Genomic DNA, 19,927 nt, shown 5'->3' with positions numbered 1-19,927 from the left:
GGCATGCGCTCCGTATTGACTCGAACCCTGCCCCTGCTGCTCGCGGCCGCCCTCCTGGCCGCCTGCGGCCGCGAGGAACCGGATACTGAACAGCTTGGCTTCTACGCCTTCGGCACGCTGGTGGACCTCAGCCTTTACCCGGCCGGCGAATACGACGTGGAGGCGATCGGGACCGCAGTTCAGGAGGAACTGGAAATCCTGCATACCTCCTGGCATGCATGGGAACCCGGATCGCTCGGGCGCACCAACGAGCTACTCGCCCTGCAGGGCGAGTTCAGCGCCCCGCCGTCGGTGCTGCCGCTAATCGAGCACGGCCGCGAGATGGAGACGTTGAGCGACGGCCTGTTCAACCCCGCACTGGGCAAGCTGGTCGCCGCCTGGGGCTTCCATCAAGACGAACCCGACGGCCCACCCCCGGACGAGGCCACCCTGGCCGAGCTACTGGACGACCCGCCCCGCATGCAGGACATCGAACGCAACGGCGTGCGCCTGCGCGGGACGCATCCGGACCTGCAGCTCGACTTCGGCGGGCTGGCCAAGGGCCTGGCGGTGGAGCGCGTACTGGAGCTGCTGGCGGAACACGGCGTCGAGGCCGCGATCTTCAACGCCGGCGGCGACCTGATGACCCTGGGCCGACCCAGCGAACGGCCCTGGCGGGTGGGCATCCGTCATCCGCATGGCGGCGTGCTTGGCAGCATCGAACTGGACGCCGGCGAGGCCCTGTTCACCTCCGGCGACTACGAGCGCGGCTACGAGTGGGAAGGCGAGCGCATCCACCACGTCATCGACCCGCGCAGCGGCCGCCCGAGCCAAGGAATCGACAGCGCCACAGTGCTCCACCACGATCCGGCGCTGGCCGATGCCGCCGCCACCACGCTGATGATTGCCGGGCCCGACGCCTGGCCGGAGTACGCCCGCAAGATGGGCATCGAGCAGGCCCTGGTGGTACTGGACGACCGCATCGAGGCCACGCCCGCGCTCGCCGAGCGCGTGCGACCCGGCCCCGACCGGGAGCCGTTCGTGGTACGCGAGCTGCCGTGAACCGCGGCCTGCTGCGCTGGGGCGATACCCTGATCGGGGCTATGGCTGCGGGGGTCGTAGTCGCGGCCTTCGTTCTCGCCTACAACCCGTCAGGAGATGCCCGGGTACTGGTCATCAGCCAGGCCGGGGCCACTCCGCAGCACGAGCCGCTGGATCGGGCCCGGGTCCTCGAGATCCACGGTCCGGCCGGGATCACCCACATCGAGATCGAGCCTGGCCGGGCCCGCTGCGCCGACTCCCCCGGGCGCCAGAACATCTGCGAGGCCAGCGGCTGGCTGCAGGCCCACGGCGAGATCGCCGTGAGCCTGCCCAACCGACTGACCCTCCAGGTCCTCGGCACGGAACCCGGCTTCGACAGCCTGCATTACTGATGTGCCCACGATGACCGGCGCCCCGCAGGCCGGGACCGACACCCGCGACCGGGCGATCGCTGCGCTGGCCGCCATTGCCATCGGGATCCAGATCCTCGAGGCCGCCATCCCCAGCCCGGTCCCGGGCATCAAGCCGGGGTTGGCCAACATCGTCACCCTGATCACCCTGCTGGTCCTCGGCTGGCGCGCGGCCGTCGCGGTCACCCTGATCCGGGTGGTCGGCAGCAGCCTGCTGCTGGGGACCCTGCTGAGCCCGGCATTCTGGCTGTCGCTGGCCGGCGCCCTGGCGAGCCTCGTCCTGCTGGCCGCCCTGCGCCCCTTCGCCCCCCGGCATGTCGGCCCGGTGGGCCTGGCCATCGCTGCCGCGATGGCTCACATCACCGGGCAGTTTCTGCTCGCCTGGGCAATCATCATCCCGCACCCCAACCTGCCGCTGGTGCTACCGCCACTGTTGCTCGCCGCCCTGATCACCGGCGGCCTGACCGGTATACTGACCGCCCACGTACTCGCCGACCCGCGAATCCAGCGCCATGTTCACAACCCCACGCCCAATGATTAGCGCCAGTCCGGCCCGCCCCTCGGGCCCCGGGGCCGTGTGCGTCCGCCGTGGGCCGGAGGGGACGTGACAGCGAATACCGCTTCGAACGCCCTCGCCGGACGGCCAGCCGGCACGCCCCCACCGGAGGCGCCCCGCGTACAGGACCACCTGGGGACCATGATCTTCCTCGCGGTGGTCGCGCACGCGCTGATCATCCTGGGGATCGGCTTCGCGGTCGATCCGATCGAGGCACCCACCCGCGAGCCCCTGGACATCACCTGGGTCACCGATCCCGATGCCCCGCCACCAGAACTGGACGACGAGGTCGAGCACATCGCCACCCGCGACCAGGCCGCGAGCGGTGAAGGCGAGGAGGTCCGCGAGGCGCAGGCCCCGGATGCGGAGGATGCCGGCATCGGCGAGCCCGCGCCGGAGGGCCTCGACGCACCCTTGCCGGAGGCCGGCCCGCCGATCATGGACCCGGCGCTCCCGGAACCCGAGCCGGAACCCGATCAGGTCACCGCCGACACCCCGGACGAGCGTGCCGCGCCGCCCGAGGTCGCCGACCCCGAGCCGCTGGAAGCCCCCGATGCCGAGGACCGACCCTCCGCCGCGACGCTGATGAATCGCGGCCTGGAGAGCGCGCGGGCGGCACCGGCGGAAGAGCGCCAGACATTCTCCACCCGCGCCAGCCGCACCCGCTATCTGGACAGCCTGGCCGCGCGCAGCGCCCCCGAAGCCGCCTATCTGCAGGCCTGGATCAACAAGGTGGAACGCCTGGGCAACGTGAACTATCCGGACGAGGCGCGGCGCCGCGGTCTCTCCGGGACCCTGGTCCTGTCGGTCCGCCTGACCCCGGAGGGCGAACTGATCAACATCGAGGTCGCCCGCAGCTCGGGCGAGCCGGTCCTGGACCAGGCCGCCATCCGCATCGTGGAGCTGGCGGCCCCGTACGCGCCGTTCACCGAGGCGATGCGCGAGGAATACGACGAACTGGTGATTACCCGCACCTGGGCCTTCCGCCGCGACCAGATGGAACAGATCCGCTAGGGAGACACCAATTAACGGCGCCGCACACGGGATCGGGAAAACCGGCCCGGCCTTCCTTGCGACCTGCAGAGTCAGCATCGATACTGGTGGCATGAAGCCGACGCCCGCCCGTCACGAGCCCGACTGCCTGCGCGATCACTTCCTGATCGCCATGCCGAGCCTGAACGATGGCTATTTCAGCCATGCGGTCACCTATATCTGCGATCACGACGAACAAGGTGCGCTGGGCCTGGTCATCAATCAGCCCACCGAGTTCTCCCTGCGCGAGCTGCTGGAACATGTGGAGCTGGAACCCGGCGAGGATCTGCCGGAGATGCCGGTCTATCGCGGCGGCCCGGTGCAGCCGGAACACGGTTTCGTTCTGCACTCCGCCGAGCAGACCTGGCGCGGCAGCCAGCCCATCACCGACTCGATCGTGCTGACCACCTCGCGCGACATCCTCGAGGCGATCAACGCGGGCCAGGGGCCGCGCCGGGTTCTGGTCGCATTGGGGCACGCTGGCTGGGGCCCCGGCCAACTGGAAAGCGAGCTGGCCGATAACGCTTGGCTCACCGCTCGCGCCGACGCGGACATCCTGTTTGATCGCGCCAGCGCCGAGCGCTGGCGCGCCGCCGCCGAACTCATCGGCATCGACGTCAACCTGATCAGCCCGGCCTCCGGCCACGCCTGACGGTGGGACTGCTGGCCTTCGACTACGGGCGGCGCCGCATCGGGGTCGCGGTGGGCGAGGAGATCATGGGCTCGGCCCGCGGCCTGCGCACGCTCACCAGCGATGCCCCCGATCTGTGGCCCGCGATTGACACCCTGGTCGCGGAATGGGCGCCGGAAGGGTTCGTGCTCGGATGGCCAACCCAGGCCGATGGCAAGCCCACACCGCTGGCCCGACGTATCCGCGCCTTTGCCCGCACGCTCGAAGAGCGCTACGGGCAACCGGTATACTGGTGCGACGAGCACCTGACATCTCATCTGGCCCGCGAGCGACGCCGGCCGGGACGCCATGACCCGGGGCTGGACGCCCACGCCGCCGCGGTCATCCTCGAAGGCTGGTTTCTGGAGAATGCATCATGACGACACCGGACGTCCCGACCCTGCTCGACGACATGGCCGAGCAGGCCCGCCACTACCTGAAGACCCACGGGATCGCCGCACCCATCGTGGTCGGCATCCATTCCGGCGGGGTCTGGATCGCGGAGCACCTGCGCGAACGCCTGGGGGTAGAGCGCCCACTGGGCAAGCTGGACATCAGCTTCTACCGCGACGACTTCTCGCGCATCGGCATGCACCCGCAGGTGCGCCCGTCGGAACTGCCGGAAGATCTCGACGGGGAACACGTGCTGCTGGTGGATGACGTCCTGTACTCCGGCCGCACCATCCGCGCGGCGCTGAACGAGCTGTTCGACTATGGCCGCCCGGCCTCGGTGACCCTCGCGGTGCTGGTCGAGCGCGACGGGCGCGAACTGCCGATCGCGGCGGCGATCGTTGGCGCCCACATGGAGCTCGGCAAGACCGAACAGATCAAGCTGCGCGGCCCCGAGCCACTGCGCCTGGAACGGGTGACGATCGATCCCGAGGACCTCAAGGCCTGACCCGCCGGATGCACAACGGATGACCGAGACCCAGATCGCCCACCCCGGCGCGCGGCTGCCCGAACCGGGCCCGCTGCCCAACCGCCTGCAGCTGACCGATGACGGCCAGCTGCGCCACATGCTGACCATCGAAGGGCTGAACCGGGAGCTCCTGACCGAGATCCTGGACACCGCCGAATCGTTCGCCAACATGAACGAGAAGGCGGTGAAGAAGGTCCCGCTGCTGCGCGGCAAGACCATCGTCAACCTGTTCTTCGAGGCCAGCACCCGCACCCGTACCACCTTCGAGCTGGCCGCCAAGCGCCTGTCCGCCGACGTGTTGAACGTGAACATCAACACCTCTTCGGCAGTGAAGGGCGAGAGCCTGCTGGACACCCTGCGCAACATCGAGGCGATGAATGTCGACATGTTCGTCGTGCGCCACGAGGAGAGCGGGGCCGCCCATTTCATCGCTCGCCACGTAGCCCCGGGGATCAGCGTGCTGAACGCTGGCGACGGCCGCCACGCGCACCCAACCCAGGCGCTCCTGGACATGTTCACCATCCGCCGGCACAAGGGCGACTTCACCAAGCTCAAGGTCGCGATCGTCGGCGACATCCTGCATTCGCGGGTCGCGCGCTCGCAGATCCACGCGCTGAACATCCTGCAGACCGGCGAGGTCCGCGTGGTCGCGCCCTGCTCGCTGCTGCCGGCGGATGTCGACCAGCTGGGCGTACACGTCTACAACGACCTCGACGCCGGCCTGAAAGACGTCGACGTGATCATCATGCTGCGCCTGCAGCGCGAGCGCATGGAACACGCCCACCTGCCCTCCGAACACGAGTACTACCAGCTGTTCGGCCTGACCTCGCGGCGGCTGCAACTGGCGCACCCAACCTGCCTGGTCATGCACCCCGGCCCCGCCAACCGCGGGGTGGAGATCGAATCCGCCGTGGCCGACGGACCGCACTCGGTGATCCTCGAACAGGTGACCTACGGGATCTCGGTGCGCATGGCGGTGATGTCCATGGTCATGGGGGCCCACCAGGCATGAGCGTGCTGATCGAGAACGCCCGCATCCTCGATCCGGTGGACGGCTTCGACGCGGTCGGCGCGCTATGCGTGCAGGGCAGCGAGATCCTCGCCCGCGGCCAGATCCCGGACGGCTTCGAGCCCCGCCGGCGCATCGACGGCAGCGGGCTGTGGCTGATCCCCGGCCTGATCGACCTGGCCGCGCGCCTGCGCGAACCGGGCGAGGAACACAAGGCCACCGTCGCCAGCGAGACCCTGGCCGCGGCCCGCGGCGGCATCACCAGCGTGGTCGTCCCGCCGGATACCGAGCCGCCGATCGACTCGCCCGCCGAGATCGAGCTGATCAATCGCCGCGCCCGCCAGGCCTGCGGCGTACGCGTGTACGTGCTCGGCGCGCTGACCCATCAGCTGGAGGGCCAGCAGCTGGCCGCGATGGCCGCCCTGATGCAGGCCGGCGCACGCGGAGTCAGCAACGCAAGCAAACCACTGGCCAGCCTGCTGGTACTGCGCCGGGCACTGGAATACGCCACCACCTTCGGGCTGACCATCGTGCTCTCGGCGCAGGACCCGGCCCTCACCGGCTCCGGTTGCATGCACGAGGGCGCGGTCTCCACCCGGCTGGGGCTGGCCGGCATCCCCGAGGCCGCCGAGACCGCGGCGCTGGGCGCCATCCTGGCGCTGGTGGAGCAGACCGGGGCGCGGGTCCACGTGGCCCGGTTATCAACCCGCCGCGGCGCGGAGATGATCGCCAAGGCGCGTGCCGACGGTCTGCCGGTGAGCGCAGACGTGGCCGCCCACCAGCTGTTCCTGACCGAGGTCGACGTCGCCGAATACGACCCGAACTGCCACGTGATCCCGCCACTGCGCGGCCAGCGCGACCGCGACGGCCTGCGCGCGGCCGTCGCGCGCGGCGACATCAGCGCAATCTGCTCCGACCACCAGCCACATGAACCGGACAGCAAGCTGGGCCCATTCGCCAGTACCGAGCCCGGCATCTCGGCGCTGGAGACCCTGCTGCCGCTGACGCTGCGCCTGGTCGAGGACGGACTGCTGAGCCTGCACGACGCACTGGCCCGGGTCACCACCGGGCCGGCGGATATCCTCGGCTTTGCCCAGGGACGCCTGACCGCCGGCGCGCGCGCCGACTTCGTGCTGTGGGACCCGGCCGCGATGCACGAGGTCCGCCGCAAAGACTGGCTGAGCGCAGGCCACAACACCCCCTTCTTCAACTGGACCTTCGCCGGACAGGTCCACGAGACCTGGATCGCCGGGCGCCCGGTCTGGACCCGCCCCGTCGAGGACACCGCATGAGTACGACCCAAACTGCCGACCGGAACCACCGAGGCACGATCTTCCAGGAGGAAGGCCGCATCCTGGATCACCATGACGCCGGTGCGGACCAGTGGATCCTCCGTGTCCTTGCGCCCGAGTGCGCCCGTGCGGCACAGCCCGGGCAGTTTGCCCATCTGCAATGCGCCCCGCGCCTGCTGATGCGCCGCCCGCTATCGATCCAGCGCGTGGACCGCGAGGCCGGCTGGGTGGAGTTCCTCTACAAGGTGGTCGGTGACGGCACGCGCGCCCTGTCGCAGCAGGCAAAGGGCGATACCCTCAGCGTGCTGGGCCCGATTGGCCAGCCGTTTCGCCTGAATCCGGAACGTCCGAGGCGCCTGCTGCTGGGGGGCGGGGTCGGCATCCCGCCCATGATCTTCCTCGCCCACCGCCTGCATCTTCAGGGCGAGGCGGGGAAAACCCATGCGGTGCTGGGGTCCGAGGTGCCGTTTCCCTTTCATGCCCGCCCGTCGGAGATCCTCTGGCCGGGCCTGCCGGACGGGGCGATCGCGACCCTGCCGCTACTGGAAGACTGGGGGGTCGCCTGCCGCCTGACCTCCAAGGCCGGGTTGCCCGGCGCCTATGACGGTTTCGTCACTGACCTGGGGCGCGCGTGGCTCGCCGGACTCGCACCGGAGGAACGCGCCCAAGTGGAAATCTTCGCCTGCGGCCCCCATCCGATGCTCGCCGCCTGTGCCGAACTGGCGGCGGAGTTCGACCTCCCCTGCCAGGTTTCGCTGGAGGAGTTCATGGCCTGCGCGGTAGGCGGCTGTGCCGGCTGCACGGTACCGGTGCGCACTCCGAATGGGGTGGCGATGAAACGGGTCTGCGTGGACGGTCCGGTGTTCGCGGCCGCCGATGTGTTCCCGGAGCCGGAACGGGCCTAAGCGAACCATTCGCCGGCAAGCCGACTCCTACCGGCCGGGGAGCTTCAGCTCTTCCTCGGTCTCGTCGGCGGAGGCCACCCCGCCCCCGAAGTTCAGGCGCCACTCGAGATCGGCGCGCGAATCCGCCTTGTTCAGGGCCTCGTCCAGCATGACGTCGCCGGTCTTGAACAGCTTGACGATCGCCTGATCGAAGGTCTGCATGCCCACGGAGCGCCCCTTGGCCATGATCTCCTTGATCTCGCTGATCTTCTCGTCGCGGATCAGCTCGGAGATGTAAGGCGTGTTGACCAGGATCTCCAGCGCGGCAACCCGTCGCCCGTCCTTGGTCTGCAGCAGGCGCTGGGCGACGATCGCACGCAGGTTCAGCGACAGGTCCGACAGGATCTGCGGGCGGGTATCCTCGGGGAACAGGTTGATCACTCGATCCAGGGCCTGGGTGGCATTGGTCGCGTGCAGGGTCGTCAGCACCAGGTGCCCAGTATCGGCATAGGTCAGGGCCGCGCGCATGGTCTCGCGCGAGCGGACCTCGCCGACCATAATCACGTCCGGGGCCTCGCGCATGCCCTCCTGCAGGGCGTGATCGAAGCTGGGGGTATCGATGCCCACCTCGCGCTGGCCGACGATGGAGCGCTTGTGGCTGAACAGAAACTCGATCGGATCCTCGACCGTCAGGATATGCCCGCTCTGGTTCGTGTTGCGGTGATCGATCATCGACGCCAGGGTGGTCGACTTCCCGGTGCCGGTGGCCCCGACAATCAGGATCAGCCCGTCGTTGTAGGCCACAAACTGCTTGAGCACCTCGGGCAGCCCGAGCTGCTCGATGGTCGGGATGGCGACCCGGATGAAGCGGATGACCATCGCGACCTCGCCGCGCTGGCGATAGACATTCACGCGAAAGCGCCCCAGGCCCTCGCGCGACAGGCCGAAGTTGACGGCCGTCTCGCGGTCGAAGGTCTCCGCCTGATGTTCGCTCATCAGCTCCCGCGCAATGCTCTCGGCCTGACCGGGCGCCAGCGCCTTGCGCGAGATCGGCTGCAGCGCGCCGTCGACCTTGATACTGGCCGGCGCGCCGGTCAGAAAAAACAGGTCCGAGGCGGCCTTCTGGGCCATCAACTTCAGGTAGGGCTCGATCTGCAACTGGCTCATGTTTTCTGTTTCCCTAACGACTAGCGCAGGTTGAAGTCCTCGGCGCGCTCGTCCACGGACAGGCCTTCGCCCTCATCCGTTACGGCGGGGGCTCCGTCGTCCTGGGCTCGCTGGCTGTCGAGCTTGATGCGCAGGCGCAGGTCGTTCACCGAGTCGGCGTTGCGCAGGGCCTCGTCATAACTGATGTGGCGATGCTCGTAGAGGTCGAACAGGGCCTGGTCGAAGGTCTGCATGCCCTGCTCGCGGGACCGGGACATGAGCTCCTTGATCTCGTGCACCTGGCCCTTCAGGATCAGGTCGGCCATCAGCGGGGTGTTGATCAGGATCTCCACCGCCGGCACCCGGCCCTCGCCGCCTTCCTTGCGTACCAGGCGTTGCGAAATCACGGCCTTCAGGTTCAGCGACAGGTCCATCAGCAGCTGTTCGCGCCGGTCCTCGGGGAAGAAGTTGATGATGCGGTCCAGTGCCTGGTTGGTGCTGTTCGCGTGCAGCGTGGACAGGCACAGATGCCCGGTCTCCGCGAAGGCAACGCCGTAGTCCATGGTCTCACGGTCGCGGATCTCGCCGATCAGGATCACGTCCGGCGCCTGGCGCAAGGTGTTCTTCAGCGCGATCTCGTAGCTCTCGGTGTCCACCCCGACTTCACGCTGAGTGATGATGCTCATCGCGTGCTCGTGAACGAACTCGATGGGGTCCTCGATGGTGACGATGTGGTCGGCTGTCGTGCGGTTGCGATAGCCGATCATGGCCGCCAGCGAGGTCGACTTGCCCGAGCCGGTGCCGCCGACAAAGATCACCAGGCCACGACGCTCCTGGGTAATCTTCTCCAGCTGCGGCGGCATCTGGATGTCCTCGAACTTCGGGATCACGGAATTGATGGTTCGCAGCACCATGCCCGGGCTGCCACGCTGGGTGAAGACGTTTACGCGAAAACGCGACACGCCCTGCAAGCCAATCGCGAAGTTGCACTCCTGGTGGCGCTCGAACTCGGCCGACTGCTTGTCGTTCATCATCGAGCGAACCAGCGCCTGGGTATGCGAGGCCGTCAGGTTCTGTTCGGTCATCCGCACCACGCGGCCGTCGATCTTCGCCGCCGGCGGCATGCCCACCGTGATGAACAGATCCGACCCGTCCCGGTCCACCAGGGCCCGTAGCAGGTCGTGCATGTACTTGATCGCCTTGTCACGATCCATGGCGTTCTCCCTTGGTACCCGGTCCGACGGTCAAGCGCATCGGCGGCGTGGTGGTCAGATGGAATCCGGGTTGCTGGCCTTGCGGCGGGCGTCCTCGCGGCTGATCACGCCCTGCGCGAGCATGTCCTTCAGGCACTGGTCCAGCGTCTGCATGCCGGAGCCGGAACTGGTCTGGATGGTCGAGTACATCTGCGCGATCTTGTTTTCGCGGATGAGGTTCCGGATCGCCGGCGTGCCGAGCATGATCTCGTGCGCCGCGACGCGCCCGCCGCCAATCTTCTTCATCAGGGTCTGCGCGATGACTGCACGCAGCGACTCCGACAGCATGGCCCGCACCATATCCTTCTCGGCCGCCGGGAACACGTCGACGATGCGGTCGATCGTCTTGGCCGCCGAACTGGTGTGCAGGGTGCCGAACACCAGGTGGCCGGTTTCGGCCGCGGTCAGGGCCAGGCGAATGGTCTCGAGATCACGCAGTTCGCCGACCAGGATGGTGTCCGGGTCCTCGCGCAGGGCCGAGCGCAGGGCCTCGCTGAAGCCGTGGGTGTCGCGGTGTACCTCGCGCTGGTTGATCAGGGACTTCTTCGATTCGTGCACGAACTCGATCGGGTCCTCAATGGTGAGAATATGCCCGTAGTCGTTTTCGTTACGGTGGTTGACCATGCCCGCCAGCGTGGTGGACTTGCCCGAACCGGTCGGGCCGGTCACCAGCACGATACCGCGCGGATAGTCCGAGATCTCCTCGAAGATGCGCGGGGCACCCAACTCTTCCAGCGTCAGGACCTTGGAGGGGATGGTACGGAAGACCGCCGCTGCGCCTCGATCCTGGTTAAAGGCGTTGACACGAAAACGCGCCAGCCCCGAGATTTCGAACGAAAAGTCTGTCTCCAGGAACTCTTCGTAGTCCTTGCGCTGGCGGTCGTTCATGATGTCGTAGATCAGGCCCTGGACCTCCTTGTGGTCCATGACCGGCACGTTCACCCGGCGCATGTCGCCGTCGATACGCACCATCGGCGGCATGCCCGCGGAGATGTGCAGGTCCGAGGCCCCGTTCTTGACCGAAAAGGCCAGCAACTGCGTGATATCCATGCATCCCCCTGTTGTCGGGCGTAACGCCGACCCGCGCCAACGCCCTGGTGGCAGCCACGACCACCACCCCCTGTCGCTTATGAAGGCCCGCGCGAAAATCCGCGGTGACCTTGTGTTCTTCCGGACTATATCATAGGGAAATGACCACACCAGACCATGCCCTGAGCACCGTTCGAGCCCGCATCGAGGCCGCCTGCCGCGAGGCCGGACGCGACCCGGATTCGGTCCGTCTATTGGCCGTCAGCAAGACCCGCGGTGCGGACGAGATCCGTGCCCTGCATGCGCTGGGACAGTCCGCCTTCGGCGAGAATTACGCCCCGGAGCTGGTGGATAAATACGACACCCTGGAGGCCGCACCCGCACCACTCGGCCTCGAGTGGCACTTCATCGGCGCGCTGCAAGGCAACAAGACCCGCGCGGTGGCCGAACGCGCCGCCTGGGTGCATACCGTCGACCGCGAGCGGATCGCCCGGCGCCTGTCGGATCAGCGTCCGGAGGGCATGCCACCGCTGCAGGTATGCCTGCAGGTCAACATCAGCGAGGAACCGCAAAAGGCCGGCGTCGCACCCGGGGAGGTCGCCGCCCTGGCCGCCGCAGTGCAGGACCTGCCCCGCCTCGCATTGCGCGGACTGATGGCCATTCCGGCCACCGCCGACAACATCCCGCTACAGCGGGAACCCTTCGCGCGCCTGCGCGCCCTGCGCGATACCCTGAACACAGGGGGCCATTCGCTGGACACGCTGTCCATGGGGATGTCGGGCGATCTCGAGGCCGCCATTCTCGAGGGGGCAAGCATCGTGCGCATCGGCACCGCCCTGTTCGGCCCGCGCCAACCCAAATCCAAGGAATCCACATGACGGAACACCGCTTCGAGGTCGGCTTCGTCGGGGCCGGCAACATGGGCGAGGCCCTGCTTCAGGGACTGGTCCAGTCCGGCCATGCCGCCGAACGCCTCGCCATCGCCGACAAGGGCGCCGAGCGCGTACGCGATCTGCAGGCGCGATACCCGGGGCTCGCCAGTGGTAGCGCCAGCGAACTGGCGGCCCAGAGCGCCACCCTGGTGCTTGCGGTGAAGCCACAGACCCTGCCGGAGCTCGCCCCGACGCTGCGTGATGCGGTGCAGCAGGGTCAGCCGCTGGTGATCTCGGTAGCCGCGGGCATCACCTCCACCCAGCTCGCCGGGTGGCTGGGCGACGCCACGCGCCTGGTCCGCGCGATGCCGAACACCCCGGCCCTGGTCGGCGCCGGGGTCACCGGACTCTACGCCGCCCCCACCGCAAGCCCCGAGGATCGCGCCACGGCCACCCGGCTGCTGGAGTCGGTGGGCCGCGCGATCTGGGTGGAGGACGAAGAGCAGATGCACGCCGTGACCGCCACCTCCGGCAGCGGACCGGCCTACGTGTTCCTGATGATCGAGGCGATGCAGGAGGCCGCGAAGTCACTGGGGCTGCCGGCGGATACCGCACTGGAACTGACCCTGGGTACCCTGGCCGGGGCCACCCGTCTGGCCGCAGAGGGCGACGAGAGCGCCGCGGAGCTGCGCCATAGAGTCACCTCCCCGGGCGGCACCACCGAACGCGCCCTGCAGGTCCTGGAAGACGGCGACCTGCGCGACCTGATGCGCCGCGCCATGACCGCCGCCGCCGAACGCTCGCGCGAACTCGGGCGTTGAAACCCTGAGCCCCCCACGAAACGCACGAAGGAAGGGCCGCCCAAGAGCGGTTGGTAGTGGGGCAATCAGCGCAGTTCGGCCAGCAACTGGCGGATCATGCGCTCGGCCTGGGGGCCGTAGCCGCCGCCGAACAGGTGGTCGTGGTTGAGGATGTGGTAGAGGTTGTAGAGTGTGCGCCGCACGCCATAGCCGGGGTCGATGGGCAGGATCTCCTCGTAGGCGGCGACGAAGTCCTGGCCCGGGTGACCGAACAGCTCCATCATCGCCAGGTCCGCCTCGCGGTCGCCGTAGTACACCGCCGGATCGAAGATCGTCACGCTGCCATCCGCCAGGAACCCCCAGTTGCCGCTCCACAGGTCGCCGTGCAGCAGGGAGGGTACCGGCTGATAGTCGCTAAAGAAGCCGCCCAGCGAGGACTCCAGTTCCTCCAGCGCCCCGAGTAGCGATCCCGCCGCCCCACGCTCCCGCGCCAGCCGACGCTGGAAGCCCAGACGTTCATCACGGTAGAACGCCGCCCAGTCGTCGTGCTCGGTATTCGGTTGCGGCGTACTGCCAATGAAATTGTCGTGATCCAGCCCGAAGCGCGGACGGGTCTTCTGGTGCATGTCGGCAATCCCGTGCCCCAGAGCCACCCCGTCGCGGGGGCCGCCCAGCGCCAGGTTCTCCAGCACCAGAAAGTGCGTGCCGCCCGCCGATCCGGTGCCGACGACAGCGGGGATTTTCAGGCGTTCGCAGCGCGCGAGTTCTTCCAGGCCGCGCGCCTCGGCCGCGAACATCGCAGCGCCGTCGCCCCCACTCAGCTTGACGAAGAACGCCCGCCCGTCGCTTCCGGTGAAACGCAGCGCCTGATTGATGGAGCCCCCGGAACAGGCCTGGCTTCCTGTTGGCTCGAAGGGCGTTCCGGTATGGTCGGCAATACACTGGGCCACCGCAGCCGTCACGGCATCGGGGCCCGTTGAATCGAATTGGTTCATCCTTGGCATCCGGGTTCCATGTCAGTGTGCAGGTTACCGGGTGTCGCAGGATCCGTCAGGAGACCCCCATGGCCTTTCGCAAGCTCGAACCTCTGTGCGACAAGATCGGCGCCGAGCGCATCCGCGCGGTGATCGACGACTTTTACCGCCGCCTGTCGGCCGACCCCCAGATCGGCCATCACTTCGAGCGCATCCAGGATTTTCCGGATCACGTGAAGCGCATCGCCGATTTCTGGTACATGAACCTGGGCGGGCGCCTGGAACAGCCGCCGACCATCGACATGGTCGGCAAGCACGCACCGCTGAACCTGACCGAGGCCGACCTCGCCGTCTGGATGCGCCACTTCAAGGCCACGACCGAGGATCACCTGGAGCCACCACTGGCGGCCGAATGGCAGCAATTGGCCGACGGCATCGCCAGTCGCATGCGCGAGGACATCATCCGCGGCTAACCCGCCTTTGTTTGCACCACGAAGCACACGAAGGCACGAAGAAGGGCCACGTCCAGGTCAAGCACGGTTCAGGGGAAGCCGGGAGCACTGTGGCGTGGCGACGGGCGAGCCCCGTGCCTGGAGCCTTTGCGATCGCCGTTGGCGATGCCCTGCGGCGAGGGCCCGTGGCGGATGTCCGTCACCAAATCGGCTCCTGACAGGCCGTCGCGCCAGGGGTCGGCAGAGGCCTCGGCCCTCCGGGCGATCGGCCGCCTGCCGCTCCTCAAGCCTTCCGGTTGCAAACCGCCCTTGGCCTTCTTCGTGGCTTTGTGCGCTTCGCGGCGGGCAGACTAGCAGGCGTTGTCGGTATAACCCGGGGCGTCGCAGAAGGCGCGGCTGAGGGCGATGCCCGCCTCGCCAGGCAGGGTGGCCAGGTGGCGTTCGCGGCTCGCGGCGAGGCCATCCTGCGGCGTGACCGGGTACAGCAGGGTGGCCAGCGACGGCGGCTCCTGCCCCAGGCGGACCGCGTACAGGATGCGGTAGGCAAACACACGGCGGATGTAGTCGCGGGTCTCGGAGAACGGGATCAGTTCGGCCCAGATATCCGGATCCATCGCGCGGTCCTCCGGCAGCCAGGAACTCACACGGTGGGCGCCGGCATTGTAGGCCGCGGAGGACAGCATGCTGTGGCCTCCGAAACGGTCGAGATTGCGCCGCAGGTAGTAGGTACCAAGCCGGGCATTGGTCGCCGGGTCGAGGATGTCCCAGTCGGAGTTCACGCGCACACCCGCGGCCGAGGCGATCGACCGCCCCGTCGCGGGCATGACCTGCATGATACCCAGCGCCCCGGCACCGGAACGGACGTCGTAGAGGAAGGCACTCTCCTGGCGTGCGATCGCCATGGCCCAGGCCGGATCGATACCCTGTTCACGGGCGCCGGCCACGATCAGGTCATCAAAGGCGAGCGGGAAGCGCAGCTCGATGTCGTCCCAGTTGCGGGCGCGCGCCGCGGTGAAGATCGCGCGGTCGTGCCAGCCCCAGTCGGCGAAGGTGCGCGCCGCCGCCTCCAGCTCTGCGGTATCCATGTCGGCCACGGCGTGCGTCCATTCGCGGCGGGCCTCGGCGTTACGGTCCAGGCGGACCAGTTCGCGCATGCGCTGCATACCGGCGTGCGTGCGCATGGCGGCACGCTGCCCGTCTTCCAGCACCAGGGGCTGATGCCCGATGCGATAGGGCTGCCCCAGGCGGTCGGCCGCCAGGAAGCCGTAGAAGTTGCGTTCGCGGGCCGCGCGCTCGTAGAAGCCGCGTGCGGCCTCCAGCGAGTCGATCTGCTCCAGGGCGCGGGCATACCAGTACTGCCACGCCGCCTCGTCGCGCACGTCGCGATTCATGGCGCGGATCGCGTCCATCACCACCTCCCAGTCGCGCTCGTACAAAGCCGCGCGCACCTGCCACTGGCGCAACTGGGTGTCGAACACCTCGGGCTCCAGGGCCGCCATGAAGTCCAGCGCCTCGGGGCGATAGCGCAGCGCCAGGCGCAGAGCCAGGGCGTGCTGCACGCGCCCGGCCGATTCGGAAGACAGGCCGAGATCACGCCCGTCCTTCTCCCAGCCTTCCAGGGCGGCATCCAGGTCCTGGCGGATCCAGCGGGTGAAGGCCCGCTCCATCAGCGCCTCCGCCGAGCGGTGAGCGCCGGCATCGAAGTCGGCCTCCACAACCCGTGCGGGGTGGCTGGCCAGATCCAGCCAGCGCTCCGCCCACGGGCGGTCAGCGCGGTCAAGGTAGCGGCGCAAGTAACGAGCCAGACCCGTCTGTCCCGCCTCGACGGCCAGCACGAATCGATCCCAGGCGAGTTCACCGGTCAGCCCCCCGGCATCGCGCCAGGCCTTCAGGGCCGGATCGCAGGCCGAAGGGCGCGACTGCCCGTGCAGCCAGATGGACTCCACGTCCTCCAGGGCCGCATTGCGGTCTCCCGTCTCCAACAGCGCCTGGCGGCGATTGCAGTCCTGCTCGACGGACAGCGAACGGTCCGAATCGAGGAATTCGAGATACGCCCCCCACTGCTCTTCGCGCGCGAGATGCGTCAGATAGCTCCCGTGCAGCCGGGCCGCCAGTGGGGTGTCGTCATGCTCGCGTACAAAGCGGCGCACGGCATCCGGGTCGGCGCGATTGAGATTGCGCGCCAGATCGCGGTAATCCAGGTAAGGGGTCAGTGGGTAGCCGGTCAGGGTGCTGCGTGCGGCGCGGTAGGCCGTCATGTCGCCGCGGTTCAGGGCGCGCTCGGCGAGCAGGTACAGGCTGCGCTCGAAGACATAAAGGTCTTCTTCGCCAGCGGCTGCCGGCAGCGCCGCGGCCAGGACCAGCAACAGGCCGGCCAGCCCGGCGATTACGTTCCTGGATTGGAGCATGTCCCGCCCTCGTATCAATGGTTTCCTATCATCGGCCTGCACCGGGGCGCTTGCAATGAGGTTCCTCCGGTTTCGCGCGACGCGGGCGGCAGTTCCGGCATTCCGGGGTTTCAAGAGCCCCCTAACCCGTCTCCAGGGTGCGAAACTCGCCCCGTGCGAGACCATCAAGGGTCCAGGAGGCGACCCGGTAACGCACCAGGCGCAGGGTCGGGTGACCCACCGCCGCGGTCATTCGGCGAACCTGGCGATTGCGCCCCTCGCGCAGGGTGAGCGCCAGCCAGCGGGTCGGGATATGGCGCCGAAAACGCACGGGTGGGTCGCGCTCCGGGATGTCCGGCGGGTCCATGCGTTCCACCTGCGCCGGGCGGGTCAGGCCATCCTTCAACTCGACACCCTCGCGCAGGGCATGCAACGCGGCATCGTCGGGTTCGCCCTCGACTTGAACCCAGTAGGTCTTGCTGGTCTTGTGCTGTGGCTGGGTCAGACGCGCGTTCAGACGCCCATCGTCGGTCAGGACCAGCAGGCCCTCGCTGTCACGGTCCAGACGACCGGCCGGATAGACGCCGGGGATCGCGATGTAGTCGGCCAGTGTCGGACGACCCTCGGGATCGGTGAACTGGGGCAGCACGCCCCAGGGCTTGTGGAACAATACGACCCGGGCCATAACCAGTGCCTCAGTCGCAGCGCAGGGTGACGCGTTCGGCAAAGTGCCGGCCGAGGTCGTAATCCACGCTGGCGCCATAGTCCAGCGCCAGCGCGCGCGCCACCAGGGCCGGATCCGGGCGCGGCCGTTCGAGCCGGGCCTGACAGGTCGCATCCACCAGTCCGGACGCATCGAGGATGCGCGTGCCATGCGGATCCTGATGCAGGATCTCGATGAAATACGTCGGGTCGTAGACCCGGTAGGCCAGCGGCTCGTCGGTCGGATCGACCGGTTGCTCCAGCTCCAGCCGGAAGCGGAAGTGCAGCAGCCCCGCGTCCATGGCCATCCGGGGATCGGTGGCGGCCGCGATCCCGAGCGCCTCTCCAGCCACCTCCAGGTGGCTGTACCAGCGGTACTCGTCCAGATTGTCGAGGATCTCGGTGGCAAGCCCCTGCAGGCGCGCCTCCGGCGTATCGCCGGACTGATGCTCCTGGGCATCGTCGTACAGGTACTGCCCGTAGGTCGGGTCGAAGCGCCAGTGATGGAGCATATGGGTGATCTGCCCCTCGCCGTCGCGCTCGAAGCTGATCCGCAGGTCGATCCAGGCATGCGGGTGCGCCTGTACGCCGGCCGGCAGAAGCACGAGCGCGGCCAGCACCACGCCGCCCAGGATGTGCAGGCGGCGCATCATGCCGTCTGCCTCGTATCCGTCAGGCCCCAGGCGCCGGCGGCGGCCAGGAGCGGGGCGTGGTAGGCGGGGGCAACACCCAGATCGTGCAGCCAGGCGGACGCGTCCGGATCGGGGCCCGTCGGCTGCAATTCCCCGGGCGCCGGCAGATCCGGGATACGGTCGGCGAGGCCGGTCAGCCGGCGCGAGCGGCGCAGCCGGTCGGCCTGCCCGGCGATGGCCGCGGCTACGGCGGGCGCGCGGCGGATGTTGCAACGGGTGACGGCCGGCGGGTCGGCCAGGACCGTGTCGAGGTCGTGCAACCGGCGCAGGATACGCGCGGCCGTCTTCGGTCCGACCCCGTCGATTCCGGGAATGTTGTCGCTGGCATCCCCGGCCAGCGCCAGCATGTCCGCGACTTGCTCGGGGCGGATGCGAAAGCGCTTCTCGATGGCGCGACGATCCATGTCGACCCCGCGTTCCGGGTCGTGCAGGCGATCCTGCCCGCCCAGGATGACCTGGGTCAGATCCTTGTCGGCACTCTTCACGTCGATGCGATAGCCGGCCGCGCGCCCGGCGCGGGCCAGGCTGGCGATCAGGTCGTCGGCCTCGTACTCCGCGTCGGCCAGAGTCGCAAACCCCAGCCGGCCCAGCAGTTCGCGGATGCGCGCGAACTGCTCGCGCAGCTCCGGCGGGGCCGGCGGGCGATGGGCCTTGTAGGCAGGGTCAATGCGGTGACGAAAACCCCGGCGCAGGCCGGTGTCGAAACAAAAGGCCACCGGACCCGGCGCGCAGGCCGGCAACCACTGGCAGAGCGAGTGCACCAGGCCGTGCAGCGCACCGCCCGGTCGGCCCTGCGGATCCGGGTCCAGGCCACGCGCGAACCAGGCGCGAAAGACAAAGATGCTGCTGTCGACCAGGGTCAGGGTCGGCAACCGCGCATCCGGCACTGGGCCGGCGTCAGGCGAGGCGTTCAAGGTCCTTCCGTACCCCGGCGATGGACTGGTCGAAGGCGGCGCGCTCCTCGGCATTCAGTTCCAGCTCGATGGCACGCTCCATCCCGCCCTGACCGAGGATGCAGGGCACGCCCATGGCCACGTCGCGCTCGCCGTATTCGCCGTCCAGCAGGGCCACGGTCGGCAGCACCCGCCGCCGATCCAGCGCGATCGCCTCGACCATCTCGGCGATGGCCGCCGCCGGGGCGCCGTAGGCGCTGGAGGTCTGCTTCAGGGCCAGGATCTCGGCACCGCCGTGCCGGGTTCGCTCGACGATGTTGTCCAGCGTGGCCTGATCCATGAAGTGATCCAGCGGTACACCGTTGATGGACGAATAGCGCAGCATCGGAACCATGGCATCGCCGTGGCCGCCCAACACCAGCGCCTGGATGTCGTGGGTGGACAGACCGGTCTCCAGCGCGATGAAGGCCGCCATGCGCGAGGTATCCAGCACCCCGGCCTGGCCGAAGATACGGTCGCGGCTCCAGCCGGTCTTCTGCCAGGCGCGGTAGGTCAGCACATCCACCGGGTTGGAGACCACCAGGATCCGGCTCTGCGGGGCATGAACCAGGATGTCCTGCAGGATCACATCGAGGATTTCGACGTTCTTGTCCAGCACGTCGGAGCGCGACATGCCGGGCTTGCGCGGCAACCCGGCGGTGATGATCACCAGCTCCGCTCCAGCGATCACCGACGCCTCGTGGCTGCCGGTCAGCCGGGTATCGAAACGCAGCAGTGGCGCAGTCTCCTGGATATCCAGGGCGGCGCCGGCCGCCGCGCCCTCGCGTACATCCAGCAGCGCGATCTCGCGGGCGATGTCGCGGCGGGCCAGAAACTGGGCGGTGGATTCGCCGACGCGTCCGGCGCCGATAATGGCGATCTTCTGCATGCGCTGC

22 protein-coding genes are annotated in these 19,927 nt (G+C 68.4%); 13 read left to right on the top strand and 9 right to left on the bottom strand.

Going from position 1 to position 19,927, the window contains the following annotated elements:
• The first annotated feature begins 3 nt into the window (after positions 1–3).
• From G315_RS0108305 to G315_RS0108260, 10 genes are all read left to right on the top strand, one after another.
• Positions 4–1,041, top strand: a complete 1,038-nt coding sequence (locus G315_RS0108305; RefSeq protein ID WP_019612303.1) for an FAD:protein FMN transferase — start codon at positions 4–6, stop codon at positions 1,039–1,041.
• Positions 1,038–1,412 (top strand): NusG domain II-containing protein, encoded by a 375-nt coding sequence (locus tag G315_RS0108300; protein ID WP_019612302.1) that lies wholly within the window; start codon positions 1,038–1,040, stop codon positions 1,410–1,412. The genes G315_RS0108305 and G315_RS0108300 overlap by 4 nt, the downstream gene beginning before the upstream one ends.
• Positions 1,413–1,422: 10 nt before the next feature.
• A complete protein-coding gene (locus tag G315_RS0108295; RefSeq protein WP_018937389.1) occupies positions 1,423–1,971 on the top strand; it encodes a Gx transporter family protein in 549 nt (182 codons plus the stop codon).
• A gap of 156 nt (positions 1,972–2,127) precedes the next feature.
• Positions 2,128–3,000 carry an energy transducer TonB gene (locus G315_RS0108290; protein ID WP_019612301.1) on the top strand — a complete coding sequence of 291 codons (873 nt, stop codon included), beginning with the start codon at positions 2,128–2,130 and terminating at the stop codon, positions 2,998–3,000.
• A 91-nt stretch (positions 3,001–3,091) separates the two neighbouring features.
• The gene (locus G315_RS0108285; RefSeq protein ID WP_019612300.1) at positions 3,092–3,670 is read left to right on the top strand and encodes a YqgE/AlgH family protein; all 579 of its coding nucleotides are present in this window, start codon (positions 3,092–3,094) and stop codon (positions 3,668–3,670) included.
• A 2-nt stretch (positions 3,671–3,672) separates the two neighbouring features.
• Positions 3,673–4,068: a Holliday junction resolvase RuvX gene (ruvX, locus tag G315_RS0108280; protein ID WP_019612299.1), complete on the top strand. Its 396-nt coding sequence runs from the start codon at positions 3,673–3,675 to the stop codon at positions 4,066–4,068.
• Complete coding sequence (pyrR, locus tag G315_RS0108275; RefSeq protein WP_018145120.1) at positions 4,065–4,586, top strand: bifunctional pyr operon transcriptional regulator/uracil phosphoribosyltransferase PyrR; 522 nt, start codon at positions 4,065–4,067, stop codon at positions 4,584–4,586. The genes ruvX and pyrR overlap by 4 nt, the downstream gene beginning before the upstream one ends.
• Before the next feature lie 19 nt (positions 4,587–4,605).
• Positions 4,606–5,619 carry an aspartate carbamoyltransferase catalytic subunit gene (locus tag G315_RS0108270; protein WP_018145119.1) on the top strand — a complete coding sequence of 338 codons (1,014 nt, stop codon included), beginning with the start codon at positions 4,606–4,608 and terminating at the stop codon, positions 5,617–5,619.
• On the top strand, positions 5,616–6,908 hold the full coding sequence (locus G315_RS0108265) for a dihydroorotase (RefSeq protein WP_019612298.1): 1,293 nt from the start codon (positions 5,616–5,618) through the stop codon (positions 6,906–6,908). Before G315_RS0108270 ends, G315_RS0108265 begins: the two co-directional genes overlap by 4 nt.
• Positions 6,905–7,813 (top strand): dihydroorotate dehydrogenase electron transfer subunit, encoded by a 909-nt coding sequence (locus G315_RS0108260; protein WP_019612297.1) that lies wholly within the window; start codon positions 6,905–6,907, stop codon positions 7,811–7,813. The genes G315_RS0108265 and G315_RS0108260 overlap by 4 nt, the downstream gene beginning before the upstream one ends.
• Positions 7,814–7,840: 27 nt before the next feature.
• Here the strand turns inward: G315_RS0108260 and G315_RS0108255 are convergent, their stop codons facing one another.
• The 3 genes from G315_RS0108255 to G315_RS0108245 are packed head-to-tail and all read right to left on the bottom strand — an operon-like array spanning position 7,841 to position 11,241.
• Positions 7,841–8,959 carry a PilT/PilU family type 4a pilus ATPase gene (locus G315_RS0108255; protein WP_018145116.1) on the bottom strand — a complete coding sequence of 373 codons (1,119 nt, stop codon included), beginning with the start codon at positions 8,957–8,959 and terminating at the stop codon, positions 7,841–7,843.
• A gap of 20 nt (positions 8,960–8,979) precedes the next feature.
• Positions 8,980–10,152 (bottom strand): PilT/PilU family type 4a pilus ATPase, encoded by a 1,173-nt coding sequence (locus G315_RS0108250; protein WP_018145115.1) that lies wholly within the window; start codon positions 10,150–10,152, stop codon positions 8,980–8,982.
• A 54-nt stretch (positions 10,153–10,206) separates the two neighbouring features.
• Positions 10,207–11,241 (bottom strand): type IV pilus twitching motility protein PilT, encoded by a 1,035-nt coding sequence (locus G315_RS0108245; RefSeq protein WP_018145114.1) that lies wholly within the window; start codon positions 11,239–11,241, stop codon positions 10,207–10,209.
• A 140-nt stretch (positions 11,242–11,381) separates the two neighbouring features.
• Here G315_RS0108245 and G315_RS0108240 point away from each other — a divergent pair, with 140 nt between their 5' ends.
• Positions 11,382–12,098: a YggS family pyridoxal phosphate-dependent enzyme gene (locus G315_RS0108240; protein WP_019612296.1), complete on the top strand. Its 717-nt coding sequence runs from the start codon at positions 11,382–11,384 to the stop codon at positions 12,096–12,098.
• Positions 12,095–12,913, top strand: coding sequence for a pyrroline-5-carboxylate reductase (gene proC / locus G315_RS0108235; RefSeq protein ID WP_019612295.1), 819 nt, complete (start codon positions 12,095–12,097; stop codon positions 12,911–12,913). Before G315_RS0108240 ends, proC begins: the two co-directional genes overlap by 4 nt.
• A 65-nt stretch (positions 12,914–12,978) precedes the next feature.
• On the opposite strand, the gene G315_RS0108230 is transcribed toward proC, so the two are convergent.
• The gene (locus tag G315_RS0108230) at positions 12,979–13,887 is read right to left on the bottom strand and encodes a fructosamine kinase family protein (protein WP_019612294.1); all 909 of its coding nucleotides are present in this window, start codon (positions 13,885–13,887) and stop codon (positions 12,979–12,981) included.
• A 68-nt stretch (positions 13,888–13,955) separates the two neighbouring features.
• Here G315_RS0108230 and G315_RS0108225 point away from each other — a divergent pair, with 68 nt between their 5' ends.
• Positions 13,956–14,339: a group III truncated hemoglobin gene (locus tag G315_RS0108225; protein WP_019571595.1), complete on the top strand. Its 384-nt coding sequence runs from the start codon at positions 13,956–13,958 to the stop codon at positions 14,337–14,339.
• Between the two features lie 329 nt (positions 14,340–14,668).
• On the opposite strand, the gene G315_RS0108220 is transcribed toward G315_RS0108225, so the two are convergent.
• The 5 genes from G315_RS0108220 to mdh form a co-directional block, all read right to left on the bottom strand.
• On the bottom strand, positions 14,669–16,726 hold the full coding sequence (locus G315_RS0108220; RefSeq protein WP_019612293.1) for a transglycosylase SLT domain-containing protein: 2,058 nt from the start codon (positions 16,724–16,726) through the stop codon (positions 14,669–14,671).
• Between the two features lie 121 nt (positions 16,727–16,847).
• Positions 16,848–17,390, bottom strand: a complete 543-nt coding sequence (locus G315_RS0108215) for a pseudouridine synthase (protein WP_019563081.1) — start codon at positions 17,388–17,390, stop codon at positions 16,848–16,850.
• Between the two features lie 10 nt (positions 17,391–17,400).
• Positions 17,401–18,060 (bottom strand): DUF1007 family protein, encoded by a 660-nt coding sequence (locus G315_RS0108210; protein ID WP_019612292.1) that lies wholly within the window; start codon positions 18,058–18,060, stop codon positions 17,401–17,403.
• Positions 18,057–19,013 (bottom strand): 5'-3' exonuclease H3TH domain-containing protein, encoded by a 957-nt coding sequence (locus G315_RS0108205; protein ID WP_196801699.1) that lies wholly within the window; start codon positions 19,011–19,013, stop codon positions 18,057–18,059. Before G315_RS0108205 ends, G315_RS0108210 begins: the two co-directional genes overlap by 4 nt.
• Positions 18,997–19,920: a malate dehydrogenase gene (mdh, locus tag G315_RS0108200; RefSeq protein WP_019612290.1), complete on the bottom strand. Its 924-nt coding sequence runs from the start codon at positions 19,918–19,920 to the stop codon at positions 18,997–18,999. Before mdh ends, G315_RS0108205 begins: the two co-directional genes overlap by 17 nt.
• Positions 19,921–19,927: the final 7 nt, after the last annotated feature.

It is taken from the genome of Thioalkalivibrio sp. AKL7 (assembly GCF_000381705.1).
Taxonomy (GTDB): domain Bacteria; phylum Pseudomonadota; class Gammaproteobacteria; order Ectothiorhodospirales; family Ectothiorhodospiraceae; genus Thioalkalivibrio; species Thioalkalivibrio versutus.
Note: the sequence above shows the minus strand (reverse complement) of the source record. Positions and strands in the feature narration are given on the sequence as shown.

Coding starts and splice junctions, on each gene's coding strand:
- G315_RS0108305 (WP_019612303.1), top strand. CDS start 4: ATGCGCTCCGTATTGACTCGAACCCTGCCCCTGCTGCTCGCGGCCGCC.
- G315_RS0108295 (WP_018937389.1), top strand. CDS start 1,423: ATGACCGGCGCCCCGCAGGCCGGGACCGACACCCGCGACCGGGCGATC.
- G315_RS0108290 (WP_019612301.1), top strand. CDS start 2,128: ATGATCTTCCTCGCGGTGGTCGCGCACGCGCTGATCATCCTGGGGATC.
- G315_RS0108285 (WP_019612300.1), top strand. CDS start 3,092: ATGAAGCCGACGCCCGCCCGTCACGAGCCCGACTGCCTGCGCGATCAC.
- pyrR (WP_018145120.1), top strand. CDS start 4,065: ATGACGACACCGGACGTCCCGACCCTGCTCGACGACATGGCCGAGCAG.
- G315_RS0108270 (WP_018145119.1), top strand. CDS start 4,606: ATGACCGAGACCCAGATCGCCCACCCCGGCGCGCGGCTGCCCGAACCG.
- G315_RS0108265 (WP_019612298.1), top strand. CDS start 5,616: ATGAGCGTGCTGATCGAGAACGCCCGCATCCTCGATCCGGTGGACGGC.
- G315_RS0108260 (WP_019612297.1), top strand. CDS start 6,905: ATGAGTACGACCCAAACTGCCGACCGGAACCACCGAGGCACGATCTTC.
- G315_RS0108255 (WP_018145116.1), bottom strand. CDS start 8,959: ATGAGCCAGTTGCAGATCGAGCCCTACCTGAAGTTGATGGCCCAGAAG.
- G315_RS0108250 (WP_018145115.1), bottom strand. CDS start 10,152: ATGGATCGTGACAAGGCGATCAAGTACATGCACGACCTGCTACGGGCC.
- G315_RS0108245 (WP_018145114.1), bottom strand. CDS start 11,241: ATGGATATCACGCAGTTGCTGGCCTTTTCGGTCAAGAACGGGGCCTCG.
- G315_RS0108240 (WP_019612296.1), top strand. CDS start 11,382: ATGACCACACCAGACCATGCCCTGAGCACCGTTCGAGCCCGCATCGAG.
- proC (WP_019612295.1), top strand. CDS start 12,095: ATGACGGAACACCGCTTCGAGGTCGGCTTCGTCGGGGCCGGCAACATG.
- G315_RS0108230 (WP_019612294.1), bottom strand. CDS start 13,887: ATGAACCAATTCGATTCAACGGGCCCCGATGCCGTGACGGCTGCGGTG.
- G315_RS0108225 (WP_019571595.1), top strand. CDS start 13,956: ATGGCCTTTCGCAAGCTCGAACCTCTGTGCGACAAGATCGGCGCCGAG.
- G315_RS0108220 (WP_019612293.1), bottom strand. CDS start 16,726: ATGCTCCAATCCAGGAACGTAATCGCCGGGCTGGCCGGCCTGTTGCTG.
- G315_RS0108215 (WP_019563081.1), bottom strand. CDS start 17,390: ATGGCCCGGGTCGTATTGTTCCACAAGCCCTGGGGCGTGCTGCCCCAG.
- G315_RS0108210 (WP_019612292.1), bottom strand. CDS start 18,060: ATGATGCGCCGCCTGCACATCCTGGGCGGCGTGGTGCTGGCCGCGCTC.
- mdh (WP_019612290.1), bottom strand. CDS start 19,920: ATGCAGAAGATCGCCATTATCGGCGCCGGACGCGTCGGCGAATCCACC.